Origin of the sequence: Arthrobacter gyeryongensis (assembly GCF_039543785.1) — a bacterium.
In the GTDB taxonomy this organism is placed as follows: Bacteria; Actinomycetota; Actinomycetes; order Actinomycetales; family Micrococcaceae; genus Arthrobacter; species Arthrobacter gyeryongensis.
Window position 1 is genome coordinate 69,771 of sequence record NZ_BAABKK010000011.1, and the last position, 26,930, is coordinate 96,700.

Below are 26,930 nucleotides of genomic sequence, written 5' to 3' on the forward strand. Positions count from 1 at the left end.
AGACCGCGTGCGTCAGACCAGTAGTTCGACCACCGGCTGGACGTAGCTGCGGAATATCTCGGGCTCGGACAAGAGCCTGTGGCTCATGATCATCTTGTCCGGCTCGAGGTACCAGGCTCGTGGCTCGTTGAGGGGCAGTTCTATGATGCTCAGCTGGAAGTCCCGGGAGCTCCGTCCTACTTCCAGCAGCCGGTCCTCCACCATGTCCCCCAGAAGCAACGTGGCGCCGCTCGCTTCGCGTTCAGCCTCCAGTTTTTCGTACTCTTCGAGGCGTTCACGTGCCCACGTGAGGGCGGCCCCGAAGTGGGCCTGGAGTACCCGCCGGAGGGCAGGCGAGTTGCCGAAGGCATTGAACCCCGGGGGTGAAAGCTCCGGAGCGGAATCCGGATATGCCCTCAGCAGCCGCTCCCACCATGCCTCCCACTCTGTTTTGAGGGCCGGCACCCCGCCTACCTCAGCGGTGAGGTGAGTGTGGTCCGCCTGTCTGACTTTGGGTGTGGCGTGGGACAACGTCGGCGTACCGGCTCCGTCCAATCCAGCAACGTCTCTCAGATACAAGGCAATGAGCATCGGTCCGGAGGTGTCCATTGTGATCCGCCACCCCTGACCGCCTGTGTCATGCATCCGATTGCCTCCCTTGGCAGGTGCCCACTCAGAGTTCCAGTCTATTCCCGATGAGCCTGGACGTTAACGGTTGGACGGGAGCGCAACAAGAGAATCCAGATGCGCGGTAAGAACGTCGCGGCAGACCTCGGCCGTCATCCACTCAGGCTGCAGCAGGGCATGCATGCACAGTCCGTCGAGGGTCGCCAGGAGGCGCTCGGCTTCGGTCACCAGACGCTCCTGGCCGGATCCGCCGTCGGGCATCAGCCGCATCACCAGGCGGCCGACGACGGCGGCCACGGCCCGGTGGCTGCGCGCGGCTTCCTGTTCGAGTACCAGCCGGATCCGGGCCGCATGCCGGAATGCCATCCACACGCAGGCGTCGACGGCCAGTTCCTCGTCGAGCGGCAGGAATTGGCCCAGCAGGGTTAACACGGCGGCGTGGTGTTCCGCGGAGCCCGGATCCAAGGATTCGACGGCGGCGAACGCTTCCTCAAGCCGCCCGGCGATCCTGTCGATGACCACCGCAAAGGAATGGACCAGCAGTTCGTCGCTGCTGGCAAAGTAGTGGCGGACCGAGCCAACGGCGAGAGCGGCTTCGTCGGCCACCTCCCGCAAGGAGGCGCGTTCCAGGCCATCCGAGGCGATGATCCTGAAGACGGCTTCGACAACTTCCTGGCGCCGGGCTTCGGCATCAACAATCTTGGGCACAAGTCTTTTTAGCACAAACGTGCTTGAACCGTTCCGTCCGGCGCACGGGAACCACGGGACTGTGGCGTACGCAACACTGAGCGGGCAGGGACCAAGTTCGGATAGCGTTGCTTGCATGAGAATTCTTGTCACGGGTGGCACCGGCTACATCGGATCGCACACCGTCCTGTCCCTGTTGGAAACCGGACACGAAGTGGTCGTGGTGGACAACCTCGTGAATTCAAGCGAAGAATCCCTGCGCCGCGTCGGCGAACTGGCGGGAAAGACGGCAGCGTTCCACAAGGTGGACTTGGTGGACGAGGCCGCGCTTGAGGCCGTGTTCGACCAGCACAGCATCGACGCCGTCATCCATTTCGCCGGGCTCAAGGCGGTTGGGGAATCCGTCCAGGAACCCCTGAACTACTACTACAACAACATCGTGGGCACGTTGAACCTGCTGCGGGCCATGGACAAGCACGGAGTCCGCTCGATCGTTTTCAGTTCCTCGGCCACGGTATACGGCGAGCACAACCCCATCCCCTACATCGAGAAGATGGAGATCGGGGCGAACAACCCCTACGGCCGCACCAAGGAACAGATCGAGGACATCCTCACGGACCTCGGCGCCGCGGACGAGCGCTGGCACATCGCCCTGTTGCGCTACTTCAACCCGGTGGGCGCACACCCCTCCGGCAGGATCGGCGAGGACCCCCAGGGCATCCCGAACAATCTGGTTCCGTACATCGCCCAGGTTGCCGTCGGCCGCCGCGAAAAGCTCATGGTCTTCGGTGGAGACTACGACACCCCGGACGGCACCTGCCTGCGGGACTACATCCACGTCGTCGACCTCGCCGATGGCCACGTCGCCGCCCTGGACTACGTTGCCGAGCGCCCCGGCGTGCACCGCTGGAACCTTGGCTCCGGAAAGGGCACGTCCGTGCTGGAGATGCTCCATGCCTTCGAACAAGCCGTGGGCCACCCGCTGCCGTACGAGATCACGGGACGCCGCGCCGGAGACCTGCCCGCGTTCTGGGCCGATGCCTCCTCCGCCCTGGCTGACCTGAGCTGGTCCACCACGAAGACCGTTGACCAGATGTGTGAAGACCACTGGCGCTGGCAGAAAAACAACCCGCTCGGCTACAGCTCTTAAAGCAACGCGGGGTCACTTACGGCCCATGATGTCCCTCGGGACGGACCATAAGTGACCCCGCGTTGGCAGGTCAGACCGCCGGGTAGTCGCGTTCCGGCTCTCCTGTGTAGAGCTGCCGCGGACGGCCGATCTTCGTCTGGGGATCGTTGATCATTTCACGCCACTGGGCGATCCAGCCGGGGAGTCGGCCGATCGCGAACAGCACGGTGAACATCTTCTCGGGAAAGCCCATGGCCTTGTAGATCAGACCGGTGTAGAAGTCGACGTTCGGGTAGAGCTTGCGCTGGATGAAGTAGTCGTCAGCCAGGGCCTTCTCTTCGAGGCGCATCGCGATGTCCAGGAGCTCGTCGTTGCCGCCGAGCTTGCCGAGGATCTCGTGTGCCGTCGCCTTGATGATCTTCGCGCGGGGGTCGTAGTTCTTGTAGACCCGGTGCCCGAAGCCCATGAGGCGGACGCCGTCCTCCTTGTTCTTGACCTTCTCCATGTATTCCTCTGGCTTGATGCCGTCGGCCTGGATCTGGCGCAGCATCTTCAGCACGGCTTCGTTGGCGCCACCGTGGGCAGGACCGAAGAGGGCGTTGATGCCTGCGGAAACGGAAGCGAACAGGTTCGCGTTCGAGGAGCCCACAAGGCGGACGGTCGACGTCGAGCAGTTCTGCTCGTGGTCGGCGTGCAGGATGAGCAGCAGGTCCAGCGCCTTGACGACGACGGGGTCCAGTTCGTACTGCTCTGCCGGCAGGCCGAAGCTCAGGCGCAGGAAGTTCTCCACGAGGTTCATGGAGTTGTCCGGGTACAGCATGGGCTGGCCGATGGACTTCTTGTGGGCGTAGGCCGCGATGACCGGGAGCTTCGCCATGAGGCGGATAGTGGAAACTTCCACGTGCTCCGGGTTGAAGGGGTCCAAGGAGTCCTGATAGAACGTGGACAGTGCGGAGACAGCCGAGGAAAGCACCGGCATCGGGTGCGCGTCACGCGGGAAACCGCCGAAGAAGCCCTTGAGCTCTTCGTGGAGCAACGTGTGGTGGCGGATCCGCTGGTCAAACGCGTCCAGCTCAGTGGGAGTGGGAAGGTTGCCGTAGATCAGCAGGTAGGAAACTTCCAGGAAGCTTGAGTGCTGGGCAAGCTGCTCGATCGGGTAGCCGCGGTACCGCAGGATACCGGCGTCGCCATCGATGTAAGTGATCGCCGATGTGGTGGCGGCGGTGTTCATGAAGCCGGGGTCATAGGCGACGGCGCCCGTCTGCTTCAGCAGCTTGGAAACGTCGTATCCTTCGTTCCCTTCTACAACCTTTATCCGCGGGAGCTCGAGCTCTCCGCCGGCATGGCGCAGGGTAGCACTGGTGGTCTCAGTCATGGAGTCCCCTTCATGAGGCTCTTGGCCTCGGTCGAAAGCTTGATCCAACCAACATCTGGTGACTCCAGCCAGGAGTCTGCAGGTGCAGACACCATCGGCCGAACTGCCTTCATGGAGAAAGCCACCATTGATAGTCAGTTAAAAGCTACCGCCAGTAAGCGGGACAAACTAATCCACAAGCTACGGTTACTGGCGGAATGACGCACCCTGTGCGGCAAGTCACAGGATTGTTACCGAGCGGTGTTCAAGCGTTCCACGGCCGCATCGATGCGTTCGTCCGTGCCCGTGAGAGCCACCCGGATGAAACCATTGCCGGCGTCTCCATAGAACACTCCGGGACCGACGACGATCCCCAGGTCAGCGAAACGCTGGACGGTGTCCCACGTCGCCTCCCCTGCGGTGGACCACAAGTACAGGCCTGCTTTGGACTCCTGGATCTCGAGGCCGAAGTTCTGCAGTGCCGGCAGGAGGCGCCCACGGCGACCGCGGTAGAGATCCTTCTGGGCGAGCACATGGCCGGCATCGCCCAGCGCGACACGCATGGCCTCCTGGACCGGGTAGGGCACGATCATGCCGGCGTGCTTGCGGCTGTTGACCAGATTCGCAACGATCGACGAGTCGCCCGCCACGAAGGCAGCACGGTAGCCGGCGAGGTTCGACTGCTTGCTGAGGGAGTAGACGCACAACAAGCCATCTGTGGACCCTCCCGTGACACGCGGGTCAAGGACGCTCGGTACTGGCTCGCCGCCAGCCTGGGTATCCCATTCGCCCCAGCCGAGTTCGGCGTAGCATTCGTCCGACGCCACGACTGCGCCGATCTCGCGCGCCTGGGCCACTACCTGCCTGAGGGACTCGACGTCACGGACGCTGCCCGTGGGGTTGCCCGGCGAATTGATCCAGATGAGCCGGACCCTGGAGCGGGTTGCGGAATCCAGTTCGTCCAGGCTGTCCGCGGCGATAGCAGTTGCCCCGGCGAGCATGGCGCCGATGTCGTAGGTCGGATAGGCCACGGTGGGGCGAACCACGACGTCCCCTGCGCCCAATCCCAGCAGGAACGGCAACCAGGCCACTAGTTCCTTCGAGCCGACCGTCGGCATGACATCCCTCGGATCGATCCCCGGGACCCCGCGGCGGCTGGCGAACCAGTTGGATACGGCCTCGCGAAGAGCTTCCGTCCCGTGGACCGTTGGGTAACCGTGGGCGTCCGCTGCCCCGGCGAGCGCCTCACGGATCAGCTGCGGCGTAGGATCCACAGGGGTTCCGATGGAGAGGTTGACTGCCCCGCCCGGGTGTTCCGAAGCCTTCGCCACGTACGGCGCCATGGCTTCCCACGGGTAGTCGGGCAGGTTGAGGCCGAAAGCGGGGGCCGCAGAAATCAAAGGAAGCAACCGTTCTTAGTGGTCTTGGTTCTGTGGAGGCAGCGCGGCGATGAACGGGTGGTCCTTGCCGGTGTTGCCGATCTTGGCAGCTCCACCCGGGGAACCAAGGTCATCGAAGAACTCGACGTTGGCCTTGTAGTAGTCGGCCCATTCCTCCGGGGTGTCGTCCTCGTAGTAGATCGCTTCCACCGGGCACACGGGCTCGCAAGCTCCGCAGTCCACGCATTCGTCGGGGTGGATATAGAGGGAACGTTCGCCTTCGTAGATGCAGTCAACAGGGCATTCTTCAATACACGCCTTGTCCTTGACGTCCACACACGGCTGCGCGATTACGTAGGTCACGTCCCTTGCCTCTCCAGAGTTGTCCCGGACAATTTCCGGGTAGTACCACCGGCCCTGTGGCCGGTACATCGGATTCTGTAGCCTATTATCCCCCAGCCGGAACTTACCAAACTACTGGGCGTCATAGTATGAACTGGTGACGTTGCCCCACCCCCAGGATTTCCTGCTCAATACCGCATCCGGAACACGGGTGGTTGTCCGGTACCGGCTGGACAACGGCTTCACCGATGCCCTCGGCTACCTGCTCTCCGTCACCGACGGTGCGTGCACCATCCGTACCCGACAGTCCGACGTCGAGATCCCGCTGGCCCTTGTAGTAGCGGCAAAGGAGGTCCCCCCTCCGCCGCCGCGCCGAGGTAATCGCACATCCCGCGAGTAACCCCGCACTCCCCTGCCCGCGCCCCCAGGCTCCACAGGCGGAGCATGTCCAGGGAGGGTCAGGCGCCGTGCACCTCGTCCGGCAGCCTGCGCATTCCCCACAGCGGGGAGAAGAGCACAGGCGCAACAAAAACAATGCTTCCGCCCAAGCCGATCCAGAGTGTCGGGACGAGGCCAAAGTTCTCGGCCAGGAGACCCGAGGCAAGGGCTGCGATCGGCATGACTCCCCACACCACGAAGCGAATGGACGCATTCATGCGCCCCAGGAGCCGGGGCGGACACACGCGCTGCCTCATGCTCAACTGCATGATGTTGTACACGAGGACCCCGAAAGCGAACCCGAACTCGGAGACGATGAGCATCACGAGGGACATCCATCGTTCCGGGGCGAGCACGCACAACGGAACCAGGAGGAGGAAAAGCGAGCTGATCATCGACGCCACGGGAATGACAGTCCCCTCGCCGATCCAGGCCGCGAACCTGGGCGCGGCAATCGCCCCGATCAGTCCGCCGACCGCACCGACCGCCATGATGAGGCCCATGCCCTCTGGACCGAGTTGCAATTCACGAAGCACCAACACCGGCATCAGAGTAAAGGCAAGCGTCGTGAAGAAGTTGACCCCGCCCGTGCACGCCACAATCCTGCTGATCAACGGATGCCTGACCACGAAGACCAGGCCTTCCTTGATTTCGCTTGCCAGCGGTTGCCGATCCTTCGCGGGCGCGGGCCGTTCGGCATCGCGTGTCCTGAGCAGGAAAAGGGCCGACAGCAGATACCCGATCGCTTCCCCGACGAAAAGCACCGGGGCCGACACAACAGTGAGCAACCCACCGCCCGCGGCAGGACCCCCGATCCGCGCGATCTGGGAGGTTGCTTCCAGCTTGGAGTTGGCCTGCGGCACTTTCGGCGCATCCACGAGAACAGGCACGTAGCTCTGATAGGAAACGTCGAAGAAGACCGTTGCGGCCCCGACGACGGCGGACACGGCGTACAGGTGCCAGATCTGCAGGATGCCGGACCACCAGAGGATTGGTACGGTAGCCATCGCCGCGGTCCGGACCAGGTCCGCCACAATCATGGTGCGGCGCTTGAGCCAGCGGTCAACCCACGCTCCCGCCGGCAGACCGATCAGCAGGAAGGCAGCAAGGCCTGCGGCATTGAGTGCCCCGACTTCGAACTCGCTGGCGCCGAGCAAAGTCACCGCGAGGACGGGAAACGCCAATTGCCCCAGCTGCGCCCCAAGCTGGCTGACGGCCTGGCCCGACCAGAAGGTGATGAAGTTCCGGTCCCGCCACAGTGAGCCCGATTGCTGGGGTGGCTCAGTCTGCTGAGCATTGTCAGTGGTCCCGGCATTCACCCGCCCAGTTTCCTTCAGTGATTGGTATATGTCAATCACTCAGGGATGGCTACACTGGCCACCATGACGGAACACGAGCGGGAGGACAGCGACTTGGTGGCCAAGGGCCGCGCCTTGAGCTCACCCCTGCGCCTGAGGATTCTCCGGCTCTGCCTGCACCACGCGCGCACCAACAAAGAGATTGCCGGGCTGTTGGGCATCAACCCGGCGTCGAGCCTGCACCATGTCAGGACCCTGGTGCGCACCGGTTTTCTGGTGCCGCAGGAAGGCCGGAAGGGGAAAAGGGGCGCCAAGGAGGTGCCGTACATCGCCAGCCGCACCTCGTGGAGCACTCCCGTGGACGATATTTCCCCGGTCCTGATCGAAACATTTGTCCAGGAAACCCGCGGGCTCGCGCCCGAGGACATCGACGTCTGGCGGCTTGGCGTGAAGTTCAATGCTGCACGGCAGCAGGAAATGATGGGCAAGCTGCGGGCGGTTGTCGAGGAATACATGCGCCTTCCGGCAGACGACGACGGCGAGGCCACCTCGCTCTTGATCGCCCACCACCGGGACCCCAGCGCAGACTAGCTAGCCGCGCCGTGGACGCCCGTAGCGCCGGCACCACAAGAGCATCACGAAGGTAATGCCCGCACTCCCGTAGACCCAGATATTTCCAGGCACGTCCGCGACGATCAGCTGCTTGCCCGTTCCGCCCGTCGAGAGCAGGCCTACGGTGGCGTAACAAACAATGCCCAGTACCGCCGTCGGGATCAAAGACCGCGACCACGCACCCAGCAGAAGCTGGAGCGATGCGAGCAGGAGCAATGCCGCTGCGGTGCCCCAATAGAGGTCGACGCCGGCAATGAGGAGCGACTGCCGGTGCAGCGCAGTGCCGGCAAGGGCAGCAAAAAGAGCCACCGGAACAGCCACGGCAATGCCGCGTGCTGTTCCGGTGGCTCCCTTATTCAATGCGTCGTCCGTTCAGCGCGTGAGTACGCGATCAGCGCAGGATCAGACTTTGGCGCGTGCGCGGGTAGCCTTGGCGCGCTCGTTGGCGTCCAGGATCAGCTTGCGGATACGGATGGACTCCGGGGTCACCTCAACGCACTCGTCTTCGCGAGCGAATTCGAGGGACTCTTCGAGGGTGAGGTCGCGCGGCGGCGTCAGGTTCTCGAAAGTGTCGGAGGAAGCGGCACGCATGTTGGTGAGCTTCTTTTCCTTCGTGATGTTGACGTCCATGTCGTCGGCGCGCGAGTTCTCGCCGACGATCATGCCTTCGTAGACCTCGGACGTGGGCTTCACGAAGAAGGAGCCGCGTTCCTGCAGGTTGATCATGGCGAAGGGGGTGACGACGCCGGCGCGGTCGGCAACCATCGAACCGTTGGTGCGGTATTCGATGGGGCCGGCCCACGGCTCGTAGCCTTCGGAGATCGAGGAGGCGATGCCGGCGCCACGGGTGTCCGTGAGGAACTTGGTGCGGAAGCCGATGAGGCCGCGAGCCGGAACGATGAATTCCATGCGGCACCAGCCCGTACCGTGGTTGGCCATGTTGGTCATGCGGCCCTTGCGGGCGGCCATGAGCTGCGTGACCGCACCGAGGTACTCTTCAGGCACGTCGATGGTCATGTGTTCCATCGGCTCGTGGATCTTGCCGTCGATGGTCCGGGTGACAACCTGCGGCTTGCCGACCGTCAGTTCGAAGCCTTCGCGTCGCATCTGCTCCACGAGGATGGCCAGTGCGAGCTCGCCACGGCCCTGGACTTCCCAGGCATCCGGACGCTCGGTGGGCAGAACCTTGATGGAGACGTTACCGATCAGTTCCTTGTCCAGGCGATCCTTCACCTGGCGGGCCGTGACCTTGGCGCCCTTGACCTTGCCGGCCAGCGGGGAGGTGTTGATACCGATGGTCATGGAGATCGCGGGGTCATCCACCGTGATGAGGGGCAGCGGCTGCGGGTTCTCGGCGTCGGTCAGGGTCTCACCAATGGTGATTTCCTCGATGCCGGCAACAGCAACGATCTCGCCCGGGCCGGCCGAGTCGGTCGGAACTCGGTCGAGGGCCTTGGTGGCGAGGAGCTCGGTGATCTTCACGTTCTTCAGTTCGCCGTTGGCGCGCGCCCAAGCGACGGTCTGGCCCTTGCGGAGGGTGCCGTTGTAGATGCGCAGGAGGGCGAGGCGGCCGAGGAACGGGGAAGCGTCCAGGTTGGTGACGTGCGCCTGCAGGACACCGTTCGGGTTGTAGGTCGGCGCAGGGATGTGCTCGATGATCGTCTTGAAGAGAGGTTCGAGATCTTCGTTGTCCGGTGCCGAGCCATCAGCCGGCTGGTCCAGGGAGGCACGCCCGACTTTAGCTGCGGCGTAGACCACGGGAACTTCCAGGATCTTGTCCAGGTCCAGGTCCGGAACTTCGTCCGCGAGGTCCGAGGCCAGGCCTAGGAGCAGGTCCATGGACTCGTGGACAACCTCGTCGATGCGGGCGTCGGGGCGGTCGGTCTTGTTGACCAACAGGATGACGGGCAGGTGTGCGGCAAGGGCCTTGCGGAGCACGAAGCGGGTCTGCGGCAGCGGACCTTCGGAAGCGTCGACGAGGAGGACTACGCCGTCAACCATGGACAGGCCTCGCTCCACCTCGCCACCGAAGTCGGCGTGGCCGGGGGTGTCGATCACGTTGATGGTGATGGTTTCGCCGTTGGACGACGGGCCGTTGTAGGCAACCGTGGTGTTCTTGGCGAGGATGGTGATGCCCTTTTCGCGCTCCAGGTCACCGGAGTCCATGACGCGGTCTTCCAGGTGGTTGTGCTCGGCGAAAGAGTTGGTCTGCTTGAGCATGGCGTCGACCAGGGTGGTCTTGCCGTGGTCAACGTGGGCCACAATCGCGACGTTGCGCAGATCACTGCGCGATGCAGTGGCCGCGGCGGTGTTGGTGGTGGTTTCAGACATGCGTAATGGCTCGATTCAGTGGTGAAGTCAGCTGTTGTATCGCGACATTTCCAACCGGAACGCACGACGGATTAGCCCCTTTGACACAGGGCACCTTCCTAGAGTCTAAGCGCTGTGGTATTTATTGGCCTAAAAATCACCCTCCAGGCCGCCGAATTGTGCCCTTCATCACAATCGGCAGCGCACTCCGGGACGAGCCGGAAACAACAAAAGAGCCGGGACCACTTCCCCCCACGGAAGTGGTACCGGCTCTTCTGCCCGCCAAGCTGGCACTCAGCGGACGGGCGTCAAGCCTGTCAAGCCACCACAGGCGGCAGCATCAGGCTGGCACCCGGGATCGCGTGAAGCAGGGCCTTGGTGTAGTCCTGCTGCGGCGAATCGAACACCTCATCAGTGCTGCCCGTTTCCACGAGCTTGCCCTTCTGCATCACGCAGACATGGTCGGCGATCTGCCGCACGACGGCGAGGTCGTGCGTGATGAACAAGTACGTCAGTCCAAGATTGGACTGGAGGTCGGCCAGGAGGTTCAGTACCTGGGCCTGCACCAAAACGTCCAGGGCGGAAACCGCCTCGTCGCAGATGATCACCTCGGGGTCGAGGGCCAGGGCCCGCGCGATCGCGACGCGCTGCCTCTGCCCGCCGGAGAGCTCGTTCGGGTACCGCTGCATGGTGGACTGCGGCAGCGCCACCTGGTCCAGTAGTTCCCGGACCTTCTTCTCGCGGCTGGCCTTGTCACCGATCTTGTGGGTCCGGAGCGGTTCCTCGATGGTCCTGAAGATGTTGTACATCGGGTCGAGTGAACCGTACGGGTCCTGGAAAATCGGCTGGACGCGGCGCCGGAACTTGAAGATCTCCCGGCTGTTCAGGGTCGAGGTGTCCACACCGTCGAACACGATCCGCCCCGACGTCGGCGCGAGCAGGTTGAGGACCATCTGGGCCACTGTGGACTTGCCGGAACCCGACTCCCCAACGATCGCCGTCGTCGTCCCGCGTTTGACGTTGAACGAGACGTTGTCCACCGCTTTGAAGTCCGTTGCCTTGCCGATTCCGGAGCGCAGCTTGAAGACTTTGCTGAGGCTCTCGACCTTCAGAACGTCTTCTGCCAATGCCTTTTCGGCCACAGCTTCGGTGGGCGCCAGGAGTTCTTCAGTCTGGATTCCTTCAGCCTTGGCGGCCTGGATCCTCCGGGAAGCGAGGGATGGCGCCGAGGCCACCAACCGCTGGGTGTACGGGTGTTGCGGGTTACGGAGCAATTCGAGCGAAGGGCCGGCCTCCACCACGTTGCCGCGGTACATGACCACCACCTTGTCAGCACGCTCGGCAGCCAGGCCAAGATCGTGGGTGATGAGCAGGACCGCCGTGCCGAGCTCCGCCGTCATGGTTTCGAGGTGGTCCAGGATCTGCCGCTGCACCGTGACGTCCAGGGCCGACGTCGGCTCGTCGGCGATCAGGAGCCGCGGCTGGCAAGACAGGCCGATGGCGATCAGGGCCCGCTGGCGCATGCCGCCGGAGAATTCGTGCGGGTACTGCTTGGCGCGGCGTGCGGAGTCGGGCAGGCCGGCTTCACCGAGGACGCGCGCGACGTCGGCAGGACCGCTGGGCTTGCCGTTGGCGCGCAGTGTCTCGCGGACTTGGTAGCCGATCTTCCAGACCGGGTTGAGGTTGGACATCGGATCCTGTGGAACCATGCCGATCGTGTTGCCGCGCAGCTCGATCATGCGCCGTTCCGGAGCATGCGAGATGTCCTCGCCGTCGAGCAGGATCTGGCCGCCGGAAACCCTGCCGTTCTCCGGGAGGAGACCAATGGCGGCAAGCGCCGTCGTCGACTTGCCCGAACCGGACTCACCAACAATGGCGACAGTCTCGCCGGGCATGATGGTCAGGTGCGCGTTCTTGACGGCCTGGAATTCGCCGCCCGCAGTCTGGAAGGAGATGGCGAGGTCGCGGATTTCCAGGAGCGGACACTCTTCGGATCCGGCTTCGTCGATGGTGATGTTGGACGTTGTCATGATTGCCTCCTTCATCGCTTGCGGCTCTTGGGATCAAGGGCGTCACGCAGCGCGTCGCCAAGCATGATGAAGCTCAGGACCGTGATGGACAGTGCTGTTGCGGGGAACATCAGCACCTCGGGGTTGGTGCGCAACGTGTCTTTCGCCGCGGAAATGTCGTTACCCCAGGACATGATGCTGCCGGGCAGCCCGATGCCAAGGAAGGACAGCGTTGCTTCCGTCACGATGAAGACGCCAAGCTCCATGGTGGCCAGTACGATGATCGGCGCGAGCGCGTTCGGAACGACGTGCCGGACCAGCGTGCCGATCTTTGAGACACCGAGCGAGCGTGCGGCGGTGACGAAATCCGCGTTGCGGACCTCGATCACGGCACCGCGGGTGATGCGGGCCATTTGCGGCCAGCCGAGCATCACGATGACCATGACCACCGTGAACACGCTCTTGTTCTCGCGGAAGAAGGGGAGCTGGGTGACAACCAGCGCACCGAGGACCAAGGGCAACGCGAAGAAGATGTCGCCGATGCGGGCAATGATGGTGTCAACCCAGCCGCCGAAGAAGCCTGCCAGCGCACCGAGGGTGACCCCGATGATCAGGACGAAGATGACGGAGACGACGCCGACAGTCAAAGATGCCTGCGTGCCGTGGATAACGCGGGAGTAGATATCGCAGCCCTGGAAGGTGAATCCCAGGGGGTGGCCGGCCGAGGGACCCGCGAGGGAGTCGCCCAGCTGGCAGTTGTCGTTCGGTGCTGTCTGCGTGAACAGGCCAGGGAAGAACGCGACCACGAGGAGCAGCAGAATCATGAGCGCCGAGATGATGAAGAGCGGCCGACGGCGGAGCTTCCGCCAAGCATCCGCCCACAGGCTCAGGGGTGCTGCGTCGACCTTTAGGGTATCGGTCGCCAGCAGCGGTGTCTCGTCGATGGGGGCAACATAGTGCTCGATCTGACGGTTACTTTTCATAACGGATCTACTTTTCATAGCGAATCCTGGGGTCAAGCCAGGCGTAAAGGAGGTCCACCAACAGGTTGGCGGCAACGAAGACCAGTACCAGCACGCTCACAATGGCGACGACGGTGGGGCCTTCACTGCGGATCACTGCTTGGTAGAGCTTCTGGCCGACGCCGGGCACGTTGAAAATGCCCTCGGTGACGATCGCGCCGCCCATCAAGCCACCCAGGTTCGCGCCCAGGTAGGTGACCACGGGAATCATGGAGTTTCGCAGGATGTGGGCCAGGACCACGCGGGGGCGGGAGAGGCCTTTTGCGGTTGCGGTCCGGACGTAGTCGGCGTTCATGTTTTCAATGACCGAGGCGCGGGTCAAGCGCAGCACGTAGGCAAAGGAGACGAGGCCAAGGACCGTGGCCGGAAGGATCAGGGTGCCCCAATCCGCGTTGGATCCAACGGTCGGCTTCGCCCAGCCGAGCTGTACGCCAACGACGAGCTGAAGGACGAAGCCCAGGACGAACGTCGGGACGGCAATGACCACGAGGGAGGCGACCAGCACGGTGGAGTCGAAGATCTTCCCCTTGCGCAGGCCGGCAATCAGGCCGAAGGCCACACCGAAGACAGCCTGGATGGCCAGGGCCTCGACGGCAAGCATGGCGGTGACCGGAAAGACGCGGCCAAGGGTGGCGGCGATTGGCTGGCCGGTGAAGTCCACCCCGAGGTTGAACGTGAAGAGGTTCTTGAGGAACAGGCCGTACTGGACCCAGAACGGCTGGTCGAGGTTGTATTGCTGGCGCAGCGCGGCAATGACGGACTCGCTGGGCGGTCGGTCGCCGAACAGGGCGCGGATGGGGTCGCCCGGGAGGGCAAAGACCATGAAGTACACGAGCAGGGTGGTTCCCAGGAACACGGGAATGACCTGCAGCAAACGCCGGAGGATGTACTGGGTCACAGCAACGGTTCCTTAGCGCTCTTGAAAATGTGGGGATTCATTAGGGACAGCTTTCGTGCCGAATCAAGGCATGGGGGCCCGGTTTTTGGCCGGACCCCCATACGCTAACGAGCTTGGAACAAGTCCAGTAGGACTACTTTGCGGTGATGTTGTAGTACAGCAGGACGCCGTTCCAGCCGGAGTCAACGTTGCTAACGTTCTGGCTCCATACAGCCTGGCGTGCCTGGTACCACAGGGGCAGGTTCGGAAGGTCCTTGAAGAGGATTTCCTGCGCCTGGGTGAACTTCTTGTTGGCGTCGTCCGTGGACTTGGAAGCCAGGCCCTCGGTCAGCAGCTTGTCGAACTCAGGGTTGCTGTAGCCCTCGTAGTTGGCGCTGGCTCCGGTCTTCAGCAGCGGGCCGAGGAAGTTGAACAGCGACGGGTAGTCTGCCTGCCAACCAGCGCGGGTGAAGCCCGGAAGGGTCTTGGCCGTGCGGAGGTTCAGGATCTCGGCGAACTTGGCGAACGGCTGGCCTTCTGCCTTGATGCCGAGGTTGTTCTTCAGGTTGTTGGCAACGGCGTCAATCCATTCCTTGTTGCCACCATCGGTGTTGTACGCGAGCTGAAGAACCTTGTCGGCGGGCCACGGGCTCATGGCGTTTGCCTTGGTCCAGAGGTCCTTGGCCTTCGCGGCGTCGAACTTCAGAACGTCGGAGCCGGTCACGTTGGCGTTGTAGCCATCGATGGACGGGGACGTGAAGTCCTTCGCAGGAATGCGGGTGCCGTTGAAGACAACCTTGGTGATCTCATCGCGGTTGATCGCCATGGAGATGGCCTGGCGGCGCAGCTGGCCGGCGGGTCCCTGGAACTCAGGCAGGTAGTTCGGGATGTTCAGGGTTGCGTTGCCGGCGTAAGCCTTGTTGAGGCTGTGGTCCGGGAAGTCCGTGGTGTAGGTCTTCAGCGCGTTCGTCGGCAGGACGTCGGTAACGTCAAGGTTGTTGGCCTGGACGTCCGTGTAAGCCGGAGCCGGGTCGGTGTAGAACTTGAAGGTCACGCCGCCGTTCTTGGCCATACGCGTGCCCTGGTAGTCCGGGTTCTTGACGAGGGCGATCTGGCTGTCGTGCTGCCAGGCACCCTTGGCGGCCATCTTGTACGGGCCGTTGCCGATCGGGTTTTCGCCGAAGGCCTTCGGGTCCTTGAGGGCGTCGGCCGGAAGCGGCATGAAGGCTGAGTAGCCGAGGCGCTGCGGCCAGTCGGCCTCCGGCTGGGCCAGCTTGACCGTAATGGTCGAGTCGTCCTTCAGCACCAGGCCGGACATGGTCTGGGCGGTCGGTGCGGGAGTCGACGTTGACTTTCCGTCCGCGCCCTTGGTCTTCGTAACGGCGCTGACTGCGTCGTAGCCTTCGATGGATTCGAAGAAGCTGCTGCTGGACTGGGCGTTCGTGCTCAGTGCGGCGAAGTTCCAAGCATCAACGAAGCTCTTGGCGGTGACTGCCTCGCCGTTGGTGAACTTGGCGCCCTTCTTGACCTTGATGGTGTAGTTCTGGCCGTCGCTCGTGTCAATGGATTCCGCGAGTGCGTTCACGGACTTGCCATTGGCGTCGTAGCTGGTCAGGCCTTCGAACAGGAGGTCGACAACGCGGCCGCCGTACACCTCGTTGGTGTTGGAAGGGATCAGGGGGTGCTGGGGTTCATTGCTGTATGCGGTGATGATTTTGTTCGGATCGCCGGCAGCGGTCGGGCCACTGCTTCCGGAGCCAGAGCTGCCGCATCCGGTGAGGGCAAGTGCGGCGACTGCCAGCAAGCCAAGAGCTTTGGAAGTGCGCGAAAAACGCATTCCGCCTCCTATGGATTCAGGGGGATGGGTCGGGGCAACTCATAGCTGCCCCCGGGGTCGGACACAGAATTATCCTGTGACGCGGCCTACATGGATGTGTAATCCTAACCACACCTTGTCCGAAATATGGAATCCCATTGGCATGAACAGCGAAGTGTGCACTTGACAGTTTCAGTAATGAAGCAGTCATTTCAAGTAAATGAAGCAGTCATTTCACGCAATGGATGTTCCCTTGCTAGACTCGACATGCTTGGTCCCTATCTTTCCCCGGAATGTAGGGCTATTTCTGGCACCCCAAAGGGGTACGACAGACACACCCGGCGCCTCAAACAACCACGAAAACAACCACGAAAAAGAGTCCCCGCCGGCCAATGGCCACAGGGACTCTTTTGCGGTTGCGGTAACAGCCGCGAACTGCTCCGGGCTGCTACTCGATCCCGGCGGCCATGAGCTGGGCGCGCAGTTCCCGACGCTCGCGCTGCTTCTCGGGGTCCGGAAGCGGCACCGCTGCCAGCAGCCTCTGCGTGTATGGCTCCTGCGGATTGCGAAGGATCTGCTCCCGGGTCCCCTGCTCGACGATCCGGCCCCGCTGCATCACGCAGATCCGGTCTGCGAGCACATCAACCACGGCGAGGTCGTGCGTGACGAACAGGCACGCGAATCCGAGCTCCCTCTGCAGGTTCTGGAAGAGTTCCAGGACCTTTGCCTGCACCGAAACGTCGAGCGCCGACGTCGGCTCATCCGCGACCATGAGCCTGGGCTGCAGGGACAGCGCCCGGGCGATGCCGACGCGCTGCTTCTGGCCACCTGACAATTCATGCGGATACCGGTTGCGGTAGCCACGCGGGAGTTCCACCTGGTCCAGGAGGGTCTCAATCCGTTTCTGCAGATCGACGCCCTTGGCGACCCCGGCGAGGTACATCGGTTCGCCGATGCTTTCGCCGATGGGCAGGCGCGGGTTCAACGACGACGACGGATCCTGGAACACCATGCCGATGTCCCGCCGCACCTCGTGCAGTTGCTTTCCGTTCCGCTTCGCGGCGGAAATGTCCTGTCCCACCACGCGCATGCTGCCCGCGGCTACAGGCAAGAGCCCGACGGCGGCGCGTCCAATGGTCGTTTTGCCCGACCCTGACTCCCCGACAAGTCCTACGACCTGGCCGGGGTAGATCACGAGGTTGGCCCCCTCGACAGCGCGGAACGCGGGAACCCGGCCCTGTTTGGGGTACTCGATAGCCACGTCGATCAGTTCAAGCACCGGCTCACCCTTGGGCTTGGCTGCTTCTTCCGCCGCTGCCTTCAAAGCAGCCTGGTTCTCGAGTTCCCGGCGGACCAGCTCATCATGATCGACTGATTCCAGCTCGGCGTGGGTAGCGGCGGCCAATGCCGCGGTGACGTCGACGTCGGCGCTGTCAGCACCCTGTCCAAGGTGGGGAACAGCAGCGAGAAGAGCTTGTGTGTATTCGTGCTGCGGGTTATTGAAGATCTGTTGCGCAGTGCCGCTCTCGACGATGACGCCGTGGCGCATCACGGCGATTCGATCGGCGAGGTCGGCCACTACGCCCATGTCGTGCGTGATCAGGACGATGGCGCTGTCCAGCTTGTTGCGCAGGTTGCGCATCAGATCCAGGATTTCAGCCTGGACAGTCACATCCAAAGCAGTGGTGGGTTCGTCTGCGATCAGGAGCTTGGGATCGCAGGACAATGATTGCGCGATCATGGCTCGCTGCCGCTGGCCGCCGGAGAGCTGGTGCGGATACGACTTGAAGGCCTTCTCCGGGTCCGGCAGCTCCACCAACTCAAGCATGCGCAAGGCCCGCTGCTTGGCCTCATCGGGGGAGATCGAGTTGTGCAGCCGGATCGTCTCCACTATCTGCGTACCCACGGTGTACACAGGGTTGAGCGCGGTCATGGGCTCCTGGAAGATGACCGCGACATCCTTGCCCCGGACTTCCCGGATGTTGCCTGACTTCTCACCCAGGAGCTCCTTGCCCGAGAGCTTGACGCTCCCCCGGACACGGCTGTTGCTGGGCAGCAAGCCGAGCAACGCCATGGAGCTTGCACTCTTGCCGGAACCGGACTCGCCGACGATCGCGAGGACCTCGCCGGCCCTGACCTCGTAGTTCAGTCCAATGGCGGCAGGGACCCATTTCTTGTCCACACCGAAGTCGACGCTGAGATCGCGTACTTCCAGGACCATGGCCCCGCGCGCGCTCTTATCCGACTCGGTCTCGAGGTGGGTGGCCTCCGGTTCGGGGCTGGCGTTGTCAGTCATGTTGGGTCTTCCCTTCCGACCGGGCCACCCACCAAGGGGTGATTAGTGAAGTAGCCCGGAATCCTGAATTATTAGGGGCATGAGCAGAGCGCCGTATGCCGGAAATGTCGAAATCTTCAAGGCCCGCACCAGCAAGATTTTTGCTTGGATCTGCTGGGCAGTTGCAGTTTTCGGAGTGGTCGTTACGCTCGTCGCAGCCGGACCGCGATCCCTTCCCGGAACCACTCCCCTGCTCTTCGTAGCGTTTCTTGGCTGGTTGCTCTTCTGGCGCCCGGTTGTGGTGGTCCGCGATTCCGGCGTCGCGCTGGAGAATCCCTTCCGGACCATCGATGTTCCGTGGGATGCCCTCGTGCAGGTCGATACCCGCTACGCCCTCACGCTGGTGACACCCCGCAAGAAGTATCCGGCGTGGGCTGCTCCCGCGCCGGGAATCTGGGGCGGGCGTAATGCCCGCCCAGAGCACCTCAAAGGACTCCCGGGCACCACCTACGGCCCCAGCAGCTCGGTTCGCCCCGGAGATCTCAAGAACACCGATTCCGGCGCCGCGGCGATCCTCGTGCGCACCCGTTGGCAGGACCTCGTAGAGGCCGGACGCGTGGAACCCGGCCGGGCTGAAGACGCTTCGGTGACCGTTGCCATCGGATGGTTCCGGATAGCAGCCACGGCAGTCCTGGCCGCGGCCAGTTACTGGGCGGTCTTCCGTTAGGAGGTTTCCCGGGACGGGTAGCATTCAGCTGCCTTTCGAGGCATCGGCAACTGTCGCCGTCGTGCTCGAGTGGCGCGTGGTTTCCACGGCGGTCTTGGCTTTGAACTTCTTCTGCCGCGGATCGAAGGCGTCCCGCAGGCCGTCCCCGATGAAGTTGATGCTCAAGCAGATGAGGATGATGAACAGGCCGGGGAACCAGAACAGCCACGGCCTCGTGGCGAACGCTTCTTGGTTCTGGGCAACCAGCAGGCCGAGCGAGGTGTCGGGAGCCTTCACGCCGAGGCCCAGGTAGCTGAGGGCCGTCTCGAGCAGGATCGCCGCGGACATGGTCAGCGTCACGTTGACGATCAGCACACCGACGGCGTTGGGCAGGATGTGCTTGAAGATGATCCTTGCGTTGGACGCTCCGGAGATCCTGGCGGCGTCGACGAACTCCCGCTCGCGCAAGGTCAGGAACTCACCGCGGACCAGGCGGGCGAGGCCCACCCAGCTCACAAAGCCGAGAAAGATGCCAAGGACGACGACGCCGTTGTTGGCGGCAAATCCGGTCAGCCAGCTTCCCTCATCCCTGCGGTTGGCTATCTGGCCAACAACGGCCGCGAGGAGCAGCAGCGGAATGATGATGATGACATCGGTGAGGCGCATGAGGATGGCTTCGACCCAGCCGCGGAAATAGCCGGCGAGTCCCCCGACGATTGCGCCGACCGCGCCCGCGATGCCGCCGATCAGGACCATGACCGTAATGGACTGTTGTGCACCGCGCATGGTCATGGCAAACAGATCGCGTCCAATGCGGTCCTGGCCAAAGGGATGCTCTCCCCAAGCGAGCGGCCAAAACGAGGAGGTGGGGACACCGTCATTGACCAAGGGCGAAACATCCACATGGTTGTACTTCCACCACCCGGGAATCCCGAAGGCGCCCACCGAGGTGAAAGCAAGCAGGAAGATCACAGCAAAAACCGCGAGCCCGATCAGGGCGCCGGTGTGGCCGAAAAACCTCTTGCGGACAATCTGGCCCTGGCTCAGGCCGCTGGTAACTTCGCTGCTTGCGTGGGTGGCTGCAGCTTCGGCAAGCGCCTGTTGCGCGAGGAGTTCTTCCTCTTGGGTTGGCTGGCTCATGCTTTGATCCTTACGCGTGGGTCGAGCGCGGAGTACGCGAGGTCCGCTATCAGGTTGAAGACCATGGCGGTGATTGCAACACAAAGGAACACGCCCATGACCGGGTTCGGGTCCGTGTGCAGCAATCCGTCGATGAACAGGAAACCCATACCCCGAACGGAGAAGACCGTTTCCGTGATGACGGCGCCACCGATCAACGCGCCGATGTCAAAGGCGACGATCGTTGCAATCGGGATCAGGGCGTTCCGGAAGGCGTGGCCCATGATCACGGAACGTTCACTCAGGCCCTTTGCCCGCGCCGTCCGGATGTAGTCCATGTTCATGATTTCGAGCATCGACGAGCGTGTGAACCGGGTGTAGCTGGCCAACGACACAAGGATGAGGGCAATCGTCGGCAAGATGAGGTGGGTCAAGGTGTCTGTCGACATGATCCAGAAATCGCCCTGGATGTTCGGGGTTCCGGCCCCGATTGTGGCGATGGGACGCCCGCGCACCCGGCTGTTGTTGAAGTAGGACGGCCAAGCCTGCATGAATTTGTCGACGACCACCAGGAACCCGACCAGGAAAGCGGTCAGTCCTGCCGCGCGCATGGACTGGCCGCGGTCGTAACCACCCATAAAGTACCCCACCGCGACGCCAACCAAGATGGCGGCGATTGCCAGGAGGAAGATCATCAGCCCGGTCGCGTCATTAAGCAGCGGTTGCACAGCGAAGTAGGCAATCACGCCGATGCCCACCACGATCAGGCTCGATTGCAGGGCCTTGCGGTTTTTGAGTCCGGAAACCAATATCGTGATTCCGAAGGCGATTCCCACGCCCATGATGGCGATGATGACCGGCCCCAGACCCGGATTGCGGAACCATTGGGTCAGTGAAAAGTAGAAGAGAACAAGCGAAACGGCCGCAAAGACCGAACCTCCGACGATCAGTCGACGCTTCACTGCACCGCCGACGACCACGGCCCCGATGATGCCCAGGACGGCCCCGATTCCGAGAGCCACGACCGGCGGTATTTCCGGATTTCGCAGGAAGTCATTAAAGCCGATGGCACCGAATTCCTTGAGGAGAACGGCTACCCAGAAGATCGGCAAGGAGAAGAACAGGAACGCCATGAAGGTTACGCCGTAGTCCAACGCGCTGTACTGGCGGAGTGCCGTAACGATGCCGAGCGAAATGCCAATGAGGATCGCAAGAATTGTCGCACCAGTAACGAGGGTCAGAGTTTGGACCAGCGCGAAGCCGAGCGCCTCCGTGATTGGCTGCCCGGCGATGTTCTTACCGAGATTGCAGGCGTTGCCGAAGGGAACCAGACACTGGGCGGCGCCTCCCAACCACTTGAAATAGCGCAGCGGCGCCGGTGTGTCGAGATCTAGCAGATTGATTCGCGCATCCATCAGTGCTTGCCGGTTCGGCGCGCTGCTGGTGCGAAGTTCTTCCAAGGGGTCTCCGGACAACGCCGTCAGGAGATACACCAGGAAGGATGCTCCAAGGAGTATGAATGCGGCGGTTACGAGCCGCCGGACGATATAGGTCACCATGGTGAAGAACCTCGAAATCCAGGCCCGGGGTCGCCGGCGCCTATCGCAGAATCGTGCCCCTTCCCTGCTTGAGGTCGGTGGGGAAGCAGACAATGTGCCGGTTCGCCAACCCGAAGGCGCCGGGACCATGTTACGTCGGTCCCGGCGCCTCGGCTGGCGATATTGCGCGCTAGTTGGGCCTTACTTCTGAGCCCACTCCCAGAAGTTCCACCAAACGCCAGTCTGGTTCGGCATGAGCTTCACACCGGTGATGCGGTCGCTGTAGGCGTCCACGTTCACGGACTGGAAGAGCGGCACACCGTAAGAGCTGTCCCAGATCTTCTTGTCGATCTGCTTCTGCAGATCGTCCTGCTTGCTGCGGTCGGTGGTGACCACGAGCTCTTCCATCAACTTGTCAGCGTCAGTGTTGCTGAACTGGTTGAAGTTGTTGCCGCCGGCGGTCTTGAAGATCTGCGGAACGCCGGAGACACCGACGCCCGGGTTGATCCAACCGAAGATGGTGGCGTCGTAGCCGCCCTTGCCCAAGGCCTTGCCCCAGTCGGACTTGCCCAGGCCGCCGTCGACGATCTTGAAGCCCGCCTTGGTGGCGGATTCGCGGATCAGCGAGAAAGCGTCAACACGGTTGGGGTTGTCCTTGTTGTACATGATGCGGATTTCCGGAGTAGCGCCGTTCAGGAGCTTCTTGGCGCCATCAATGTCCACGTCCTGGAAGGCCGAGGAGCCATTGTTCTTGGCGGAATCAGCGTACGCAGCCTGCTGGGGAACGAAGATCTGCGAGTCCAGCGGCTTCGCGTTCGGGTCAAGCTTGCCGATGATCTTGCTGACAATGTCCTTGCGGGGCACCGTCTTCATGAAGGCGGTACGTACGTTCTGGTCGGCCAGCGGACCCGAGAAGTTCAGGTCCAAGTGGTCGAAGGCCAACTGGTTGCCCTGATCAACAGTGACGCCCTGGCTGGAGAGTGCCTTCAACTGTTCGAGAGTGTCCGCTGAAGCCTGCGGGGCAATGATGTCCGCCTCGCCGTTCTTGAGGGCCTGCACCTGGGCCGGTGCCGAACCGATGTACCTGACGGTGATTTCGTCAAGGTTTGGAGTCGGTCCCCAGTTGTAGTCCTTGTTGCGGACCATAGTGAGGGACTGGTCCTGGTTCATGCTCTTGACGATGTAAGGACCGTTTGAGAGGAACAGGGTCGGGTCAGCGGGAAGCGTCTTCGTGTCGAAGCCGGTGTTCCACATGTCCGACATTGCCTTCAGCTTCGCGTCCGCGGGAAGTGGTGCCTTGGAATCCCCGCGGGGCTTGCTCTTGAAGAAGTCAATCAAGGCCTGGGTGTCTTTCAGGCCGGCCTTCTGCGCAAGGACGTGGGCCGGAACATCAATGCCGGGACCACCAAGCACGATCTCCCAGTCAGCGAACGGCTTGGAGTACTTAAGCGTGAGGGTCTTGTTGTTGTTGCTGATCTCCGGGAAGTCCGTCAGGCTGAGGCCCGTGTTGTCACCAGCGTAGGAGAAGTAAGACGTACCCGTCTTGGCCTTGGGGTCGGCGTCGTCGTAGTAACCGGAGAAGGCCGCCCACTGGAGGAGGAGGTCAGCTGCGGAGACCGGGGTGCCGTCAGACCACTTCACACCATCGTTGATGGTGTACTTGACGGTCAGCGGGTTGTCCGAGACCTTCTCCATCTTGCCGAACTTGTCGTTGTGAACGACGTTCAGCTTGTTGTCGATGTAGTAGAAGCCCGAGTGCGTTGCGTAGCTGACCTTGGAGTTGATGTCAGTATTGCCGTCGGCTGTGTTGGGGTTGAACGTGTTGAAAGCGTTGACCTCGACCACAGTGGCCGTGCCACCCGTCTTGGCTGCTCCGGTGGATGGGGTATTGCCACCGGAATTGCCGGCACAGGCGCTCAGTGCGATCGCGGCGATTGCCGCAATACCCACTGCTTTGGAAGTACGTCCGAAACGCATTCCGCCTCCTATTTTTTTGAGTGGAAAAAGCCGGCGCTGTTGACTCCGGCAGACTGCCACAACCCCCTCAGCAGGCTTGTGGCTCGTCTCACATGAGCAGTAGCCTAGCGCCCGGAACGGATGTTTGGGTCTAAAGTTTCCCGCCGGTAAAGTTTGTTATCGAGATGCAATCATTGAAGGACGTCCAAGTGGTTGCGCGATTCACGGCGACATGACAGGAGCCCCGATTCACGGCGAATCGGGGCTCTTGTCAGTTAATTCCCCATCACTGAAGCGTATTTGGCGCGAGCTCTGGCCTGGGGCCTCCCGCGCTAGCCGATCCAGGTCCCTCGGGTTGAGGACCAGTAAACGGTCCCATGATCAAAAGACTGGGCCCAGACTCCGAACCCGGAATAGTACTCGCCCGTTCGAGGCAGTCCCAACCGTCCGTTGGGTCCGCCGTTGTTCCACCATGCAGAGCCGATGCCACCGTCCACACCGAAGGCGTTGCCCACCGCACCGTTCCAAACGACAGTCCCGGCCTCGAAGAGCTGGTAGGTGCCACCGGGTGCCCAGATTTCTTCGGTCCGCGGATATCCGTACTGGTAGACGCCACCCATGGCGTCCCAGCGTCCGAGGATGCCACCACGCACCGAATGGGTCCCGGTTCCGGCAGACCAGTAGTAGTACCCCCGCTGGAACTTCTGGCTCGCGCCGTTGCGGTACGCGTAGCCTTCTGCTTCCAGGGGATAGCCGAGGGCTGACGATGGACCACCCGCATTCCACCACGAACCGGCGATGCCACCGCGGACCGGGTGGGCGCCCGACCATGGCGACCAAAGGATCCAGCCACTGGTGAAGTCCTGGACGCGGCCGCCAGGAACGTCGTGCTCCTCGGTCTTCGGCAGGCCTACGTGCGCAAAGTAGGCGCCTCCATCCCCGCTCCAGTCCTGATAAATGGCTCCCCGCACGCCGTAGGTCCCGAACCGCGGGCTCCAGACGATCGTGCCCTGCTCGAAGTCCTGGGCGCTCCAGCCGCTTCCGTCCCAGGCGCCGTACTCGGAGCTTGTCGGCTGACCGTACCAGTACCAGCCCGAGTTCGAGTTCCAGTAGTCCCCGATGGCGCCGCTCGAGCCGAAGATAGATGCCGCCACCTGGGCATCCCGTGACGCTTCGACGGATCGCGGAGGCGCTGCCTGCGCTTCCGACCCGACGAGCGCCAGCGCTAACGTGACTGCCGCAGCGATTACTGTCGATTTCAGCTTCATGAAGTTGTCCCCCTATTTGATTTTTCGGATCATTCCGGCCGGCTCGAGCTTCGTCGCGCAGCCAGCAAAATGGCGGCACGATTGCTCGCGTCAAGCCATTCTTGGCAAACGATAATCGAAACTGGCGGTGATGGCCCGGTTTGACCCGCCACGGGGTATCCACACATCGGCTTGGGGTCTACGTTGAGGTTTATGGGCGAAAAATTCACGTATGAGGGCGGTCCACGCGACAAAGAACGCAGCGAGGGCGAGGTATCGGACTTCCCGGAGATTCACCCCGGCGGAGAGTACCAATGGTCTGGTTTGGCGCACGGCCAACCGCTAACCGACGAACCTGCTATTGAGTCCGACGACGGCGAGCCCGCGACCGTCGTCTGGTACCCGAAAACCGACTAACCCGGCCTGCGTGGACTTCTATATGCGCCGTTTCAGCCCTACGTGGGCGGTCCGATATCCGAGACGGGTGTAGAAGGCTCGAGCCCGTTCCCGTGCTTCGTCGGTGGTCACTTGCGCGAGTTGCGCGCCACGCGCACGCCCAAAATCGTGTGCCCACTCAAGCATCGCGGTGCCCAATCCATGCGAACGCTCCGCGGCCGCAACTCGCAGTCCCTCGATCTGAAGCCGGGAAGAACCACCCCGGGAAAGACCTGGAATGACGGTCAATTGCATCGTGGCAACGATGCAATCGGAATCATCGCGGACAACCCCCAGATAGTTGGAGTTGTCGCGAACAACCAGGTTATAGGCCGCTTCGTATCGTTCGAGCTCGACGCACTCACGATCGGGACCGAACTGATCATCCGACAGCAGGACGGCGATGGCCTCAACATCATCGCGACTCGCCCGTTCCAGCCTGAAAGTCCGGCCCGCCACACGCAGCAGTCCTCGAACCGAGGATCGCGCATCTGCCTGCAACCGAGCGACCAGCAGATCAAGCCATCCGCCGACGTTGGCTCGAGCCTCAACAGTGTCGGGATAACGGCATCTCAAGTGCAGACCGGACTCGTCTAGGATGAACCAAAGCATGACGCCGTCGGTGTCGATTGTCGCGCTCACATACTGGGCGTCGAGTCCCACCGAGTCGATTCGCACCGGTAGTCTGCGCAGGTCCAGCCAGGAGATCGCGAACATACCAGGAGCTACGGGCATGCCGCCCCATGGAGCCAGCACGTCCGCGAGCGGCCACGAGCCAAGCTGCACAGCCTCTTTTACCGCGGCAGCTGCAGCGCGCGGCTCGGCGACCCCGGACTCAAGTACCGAATTGGTAATGAACCAGCCGACTGAGTCATGCCAGTTATCGTCGAAGCGGCTGTGCACGGGAAAAACGGCTCGCAGCGGGGTTCCCGCCAACTCGCGGGTCACCGCTGTCATCGCAACGACAGCGAGCGCGAGCGTCGAGACACCGTCGTTGCGGGCCTGTGCGGCAAAGGCGGCGCCGTCGTCGAGATCGAACACATCGCGGACCTCTACACGCTCGCGCTGCGGATCGGACGCACCCAGGGGCAGGGGGAATTGCGGCATGACGCCGCCGCTGTCCCCGATGATGTCTTCCCACCGGTGACGCACGTGGTCCGGCGCGGTATTCCGATCCAGCAGTGCTTGGGTGTGTTCGACAAAAGCCGGCACTGGCCCGGGGAAAGGTTCACGGCCTGCCTTCCCAGCATCGAGCGCCGACAGCAGGTCCCGCGCGATCACCAGCATCGACCACATATCGACGTGTGCGTGGTCGGCTGCAATCACAACCGTGAGTCCAGCAGCAGTCTCCAATACGCACAGCCGGTGTGAGGGCCGTTGGTATGGCGCACATGCGGCATCGAGAATGTCCCGCACCGCGTCATTGACCGCCTGGCCAGGAGACACCTGATGCTCCACCCAGGTTCCAGGAGCAATATCAATTTCGTGAAGCTCCGGATTACCATCCGCACCGGGCAGGAAAGCGGTTCGCAGTGTGCCGTGACGGGCGATGACAGCCAGCCAAGCATCGGCAATTGACTCGCGACGAGTTGGCGTAGGCAGTCGAAAGGACATTGCCATCCAGGAGCCGGGCCGGGAGCCCGCTCCTACATGGAGCCGCTGGTCGAAGGACACCGGAAGACGATGGCCGAGCGCCGACACACTGACGTCGTAGCCCCAAAGTCGTCCGAATGGTAGGCGCAGGTGCGTGACGTTGGTCAGCCGCATGGCAGTAT

23 protein-coding genes are annotated in these 26,930 nt (G+C 62.5%); 5 read left to right on the forward strand and 18 right to left on the reverse strand.

What is annotated here, in order from left to right:
• Nucleotides 1-12 precede the first annotated feature (12 nt).
• Together ABEA18_RS09665 and ABEA18_RS09670 are read right to left on the reverse strand one after the other, a co-directional pair.
• Nucleotides 13-624 (reverse strand): hypothetical protein, encoded by a 612-nt coding sequence (locus ABEA18_RS09665; RefSeq protein WP_345449138.1) that lies wholly within the window; start codon nt 622-624, stop codon nt 13-15.
• A gap of 63 nt (nt 625-687) precedes the next feature.
• The gene (locus tag ABEA18_RS09670) at nt 688-1,314 is read right to left on the reverse strand and encodes a TetR/AcrR family transcriptional regulator (RefSeq protein WP_345449139.1); all 627 of its coding nucleotides are present in this window, start codon (nt 1,312-1,314) and stop codon (nt 688-690) included.
• 115 nt (nt 1,315-1,429) lie between these two features.
• On the opposite strand from ABEA18_RS09670, the gene galE reads away from it, so the two are divergent.
• A complete protein-coding gene (galE, locus tag ABEA18_RS09675; RefSeq protein WP_284980695.1) occupies nt 1,430-2,443 on the forward strand; it encodes a UDP-glucose 4-epimerase GalE in 1,014 nt (337 codons plus the stop codon).
• 70 nt (nt 2,444-2,513) lie between these two features.
• Here the strand turns inward: galE and ABEA18_RS09680 are convergent, their stop codons facing one another.
• The 3 genes from ABEA18_RS09680 to fdxA all read right to left on the reverse strand — a co-directional run bounded on the left by ABEA18_RS09680 (nt 2,514) and on the right by fdxA (nt 5,518).
• Nucleotides 2,514-3,797, reverse strand: a complete 1,284-nt coding sequence (locus ABEA18_RS09680; protein ID WP_059387479.1) for a citrate synthase — start codon at nt 3,795-3,797, stop codon at nt 2,514-2,516.
• Nucleotides 3,798-4,027: 230 nt separating this feature from the next.
• Nucleotides 4,028-5,176, reverse strand: coding sequence for a succinyldiaminopimelate transaminase (dapC, locus tag ABEA18_RS09685; protein ID WP_345449265.1), 1,149 nt, complete (start codon nt 5,174-5,176; stop codon nt 4,028-4,030).
• 15 nt (nt 5,177-5,191) lie between these two features.
• Complete coding sequence (gene fdxA / locus ABEA18_RS09690; RefSeq protein ID WP_018776555.1) at nt 5,192-5,518, reverse strand: ferredoxin; 327 nt, start codon at nt 5,516-5,518, stop codon at nt 5,192-5,194.
• 136 nt (nt 5,519-5,654) lie between these two features.
• Between fdxA and ABEA18_RS09695 the strand changes: the two genes are divergently transcribed.
• Nucleotides 5,655-5,897: a putative acetyltransferase gene (locus ABEA18_RS09695; RefSeq protein ID WP_345449141.1), complete on the forward strand. Its 243-nt coding sequence runs from the start codon at nt 5,655-5,657 to the stop codon at nt 5,895-5,897.
• Between the two features lie 58 nt (nt 5,898-5,955).
• Here the strand turns inward: ABEA18_RS09695 and ABEA18_RS09700 are convergent, their stop codons facing one another.
• The gene (locus tag ABEA18_RS09700) at nt 5,956-7,254 is read right to left on the reverse strand and encodes an MFS transporter (protein WP_345449142.1); all 1,299 of its coding nucleotides are present in this window, start codon (nt 7,252-7,254) and stop codon (nt 5,956-5,958) included.
• A gap of 63 nt (nt 7,255-7,317) precedes the next feature.
• On the opposite strand from ABEA18_RS09700, the gene ABEA18_RS09705 reads away from it, so the two are divergent.
• On the forward strand, nt 7,318-7,824 hold the full coding sequence (locus ABEA18_RS09705) for an ArsR family transcriptional regulator (protein WP_345449143.1): 507 nt from the start codon (nt 7,318-7,320) through the stop codon (nt 7,822-7,824).
• Here the strand turns inward: ABEA18_RS09705 and ABEA18_RS09710 are convergent, their stop codons facing one another.
• From ABEA18_RS09710 to ABEA18_RS09740, 7 genes are all read right to left on the reverse strand, one after another.
• A complete protein-coding gene (locus tag ABEA18_RS09710) occupies nt 7,825-8,205 on the reverse strand; it encodes a hypothetical protein (protein ID WP_345449144.1) in 381 nt (126 codons plus the stop codon).
• Nucleotides 8,206-8,247: 42 nt separating this feature from the next.
• Entirely contained in the window at nt 8,248-10,176 is a 1,929-nt protein-coding gene (gene typA / locus ABEA18_RS09715; protein WP_234748362.1) for a translational GTPase TypA, read from the reverse strand.
• Nucleotides 10,177-10,472: 296 nt separating this feature from the next.
• Nucleotides 10,473-12,185, reverse strand: coding sequence for an ABC transporter ATP-binding protein (locus ABEA18_RS09720; RefSeq protein ID WP_345449145.1), 1,713 nt, complete (start codon nt 12,183-12,185; stop codon nt 10,473-10,475).
• Nucleotides 12,186-12,196: 11 nt separating this feature from the next.
• The gene (locus tag ABEA18_RS09725) at nt 12,197-13,147 is read right to left on the reverse strand and encodes an ABC transporter permease (RefSeq protein ID WP_059387473.1); all 951 of its coding nucleotides are present in this window, start codon (nt 13,145-13,147) and stop codon (nt 12,197-12,199) included.
• Between the two features lie 7 nt (nt 13,148-13,154).
• A complete protein-coding gene (locus tag ABEA18_RS09730; protein WP_059387472.1) occupies nt 13,155-14,084 on the reverse strand; it encodes an ABC transporter permease in 930 nt (309 codons plus the stop codon).
• Nucleotides 14,085-14,217: 133 nt separating this feature from the next.
• Nucleotides 14,218-15,900 (reverse strand): peptide ABC transporter substrate-binding protein, encoded by a 1,683-nt coding sequence (locus ABEA18_RS09735; protein WP_345449146.1) that lies wholly within the window; start codon nt 15,898-15,900, stop codon nt 14,218-14,220.
• A 427-nt stretch (nt 15,901-16,327) separates the two neighbouring features.
• On the reverse strand, nt 16,328-18,175 hold the full coding sequence (locus ABEA18_RS09740) for an ABC transporter ATP-binding protein (protein WP_345449147.1): 1,848 nt from the start codon (nt 18,173-18,175) through the stop codon (nt 16,328-16,330).
• Between the two features lie 79 nt (nt 18,176-18,254).
• Between ABEA18_RS09740 and ABEA18_RS09745 the strand changes: the two genes are divergently transcribed.
• On the forward strand, nt 18,255-18,881 hold the full coding sequence (locus tag ABEA18_RS09745) for a PH domain-containing protein (protein ID WP_345449148.1): 627 nt from the start codon (nt 18,255-18,257) through the stop codon (nt 18,879-18,881).
• Between the two features lie 24 nt (nt 18,882-18,905).
• On the opposite strand, the gene ABEA18_RS09750 is transcribed toward ABEA18_RS09745, so the two are convergent.
• The 4 genes from ABEA18_RS09750 to ABEA18_RS09765 form a co-directional block, all read right to left on the reverse strand.
• Nucleotides 18,906-20,000 (reverse strand): ABC transporter permease, encoded by a 1,095-nt coding sequence (locus tag ABEA18_RS09750; protein ID WP_345449149.1) that lies wholly within the window; start codon nt 19,998-20,000, stop codon nt 18,906-18,908.
• Entirely contained in the window at nt 19,997-21,538 is a 1,542-nt protein-coding gene (locus tag ABEA18_RS09755) for an ABC transporter permease (protein WP_345449151.1), read from the reverse strand. The genes ABEA18_RS09750 and ABEA18_RS09755 overlap by 4 nt, the downstream gene beginning before the upstream one ends.
• A 180-nt stretch (nt 21,539-21,718) precedes the next feature.
• On the reverse strand, nt 21,719-23,494 hold the full coding sequence (locus ABEA18_RS09760; protein WP_345449152.1) for an ABC transporter family substrate-binding protein: 1,776 nt from the start codon (nt 23,492-23,494) through the stop codon (nt 21,719-21,721).
• Between the two features lie 311 nt (nt 23,495-23,805).
• Entirely contained in the window at nt 23,806-24,741 is a 936-nt protein-coding gene (locus ABEA18_RS09765) for a hypothetical protein (RefSeq protein ID WP_345449153.1), read from the reverse strand.
• Between the two features lie 192 nt (nt 24,742-24,933).
• Between ABEA18_RS09765 and ABEA18_RS09770 the strand changes: the two genes are divergently transcribed.
• Nucleotides 24,934-25,137: a hypothetical protein gene (locus tag ABEA18_RS09770; protein WP_236812074.1), complete on the forward strand. Its 204-nt coding sequence runs from the start codon at nt 24,934-24,936 to the stop codon at nt 25,135-25,137.
• A gap of 18 nt (nt 25,138-25,155) precedes the next feature.
• On the opposite strand, the gene ABEA18_RS09775 is transcribed toward ABEA18_RS09770, so the two are convergent.
• Nucleotides 25,156-26,922, reverse strand: coding sequence for a GNAT family N-acetyltransferase (locus tag ABEA18_RS09775; protein WP_345449154.1), 1,767 nt, complete (start codon nt 26,920-26,922; stop codon nt 25,156-25,158).
• Nucleotides 26,923-26,930: the final 8 nt, after the last annotated feature.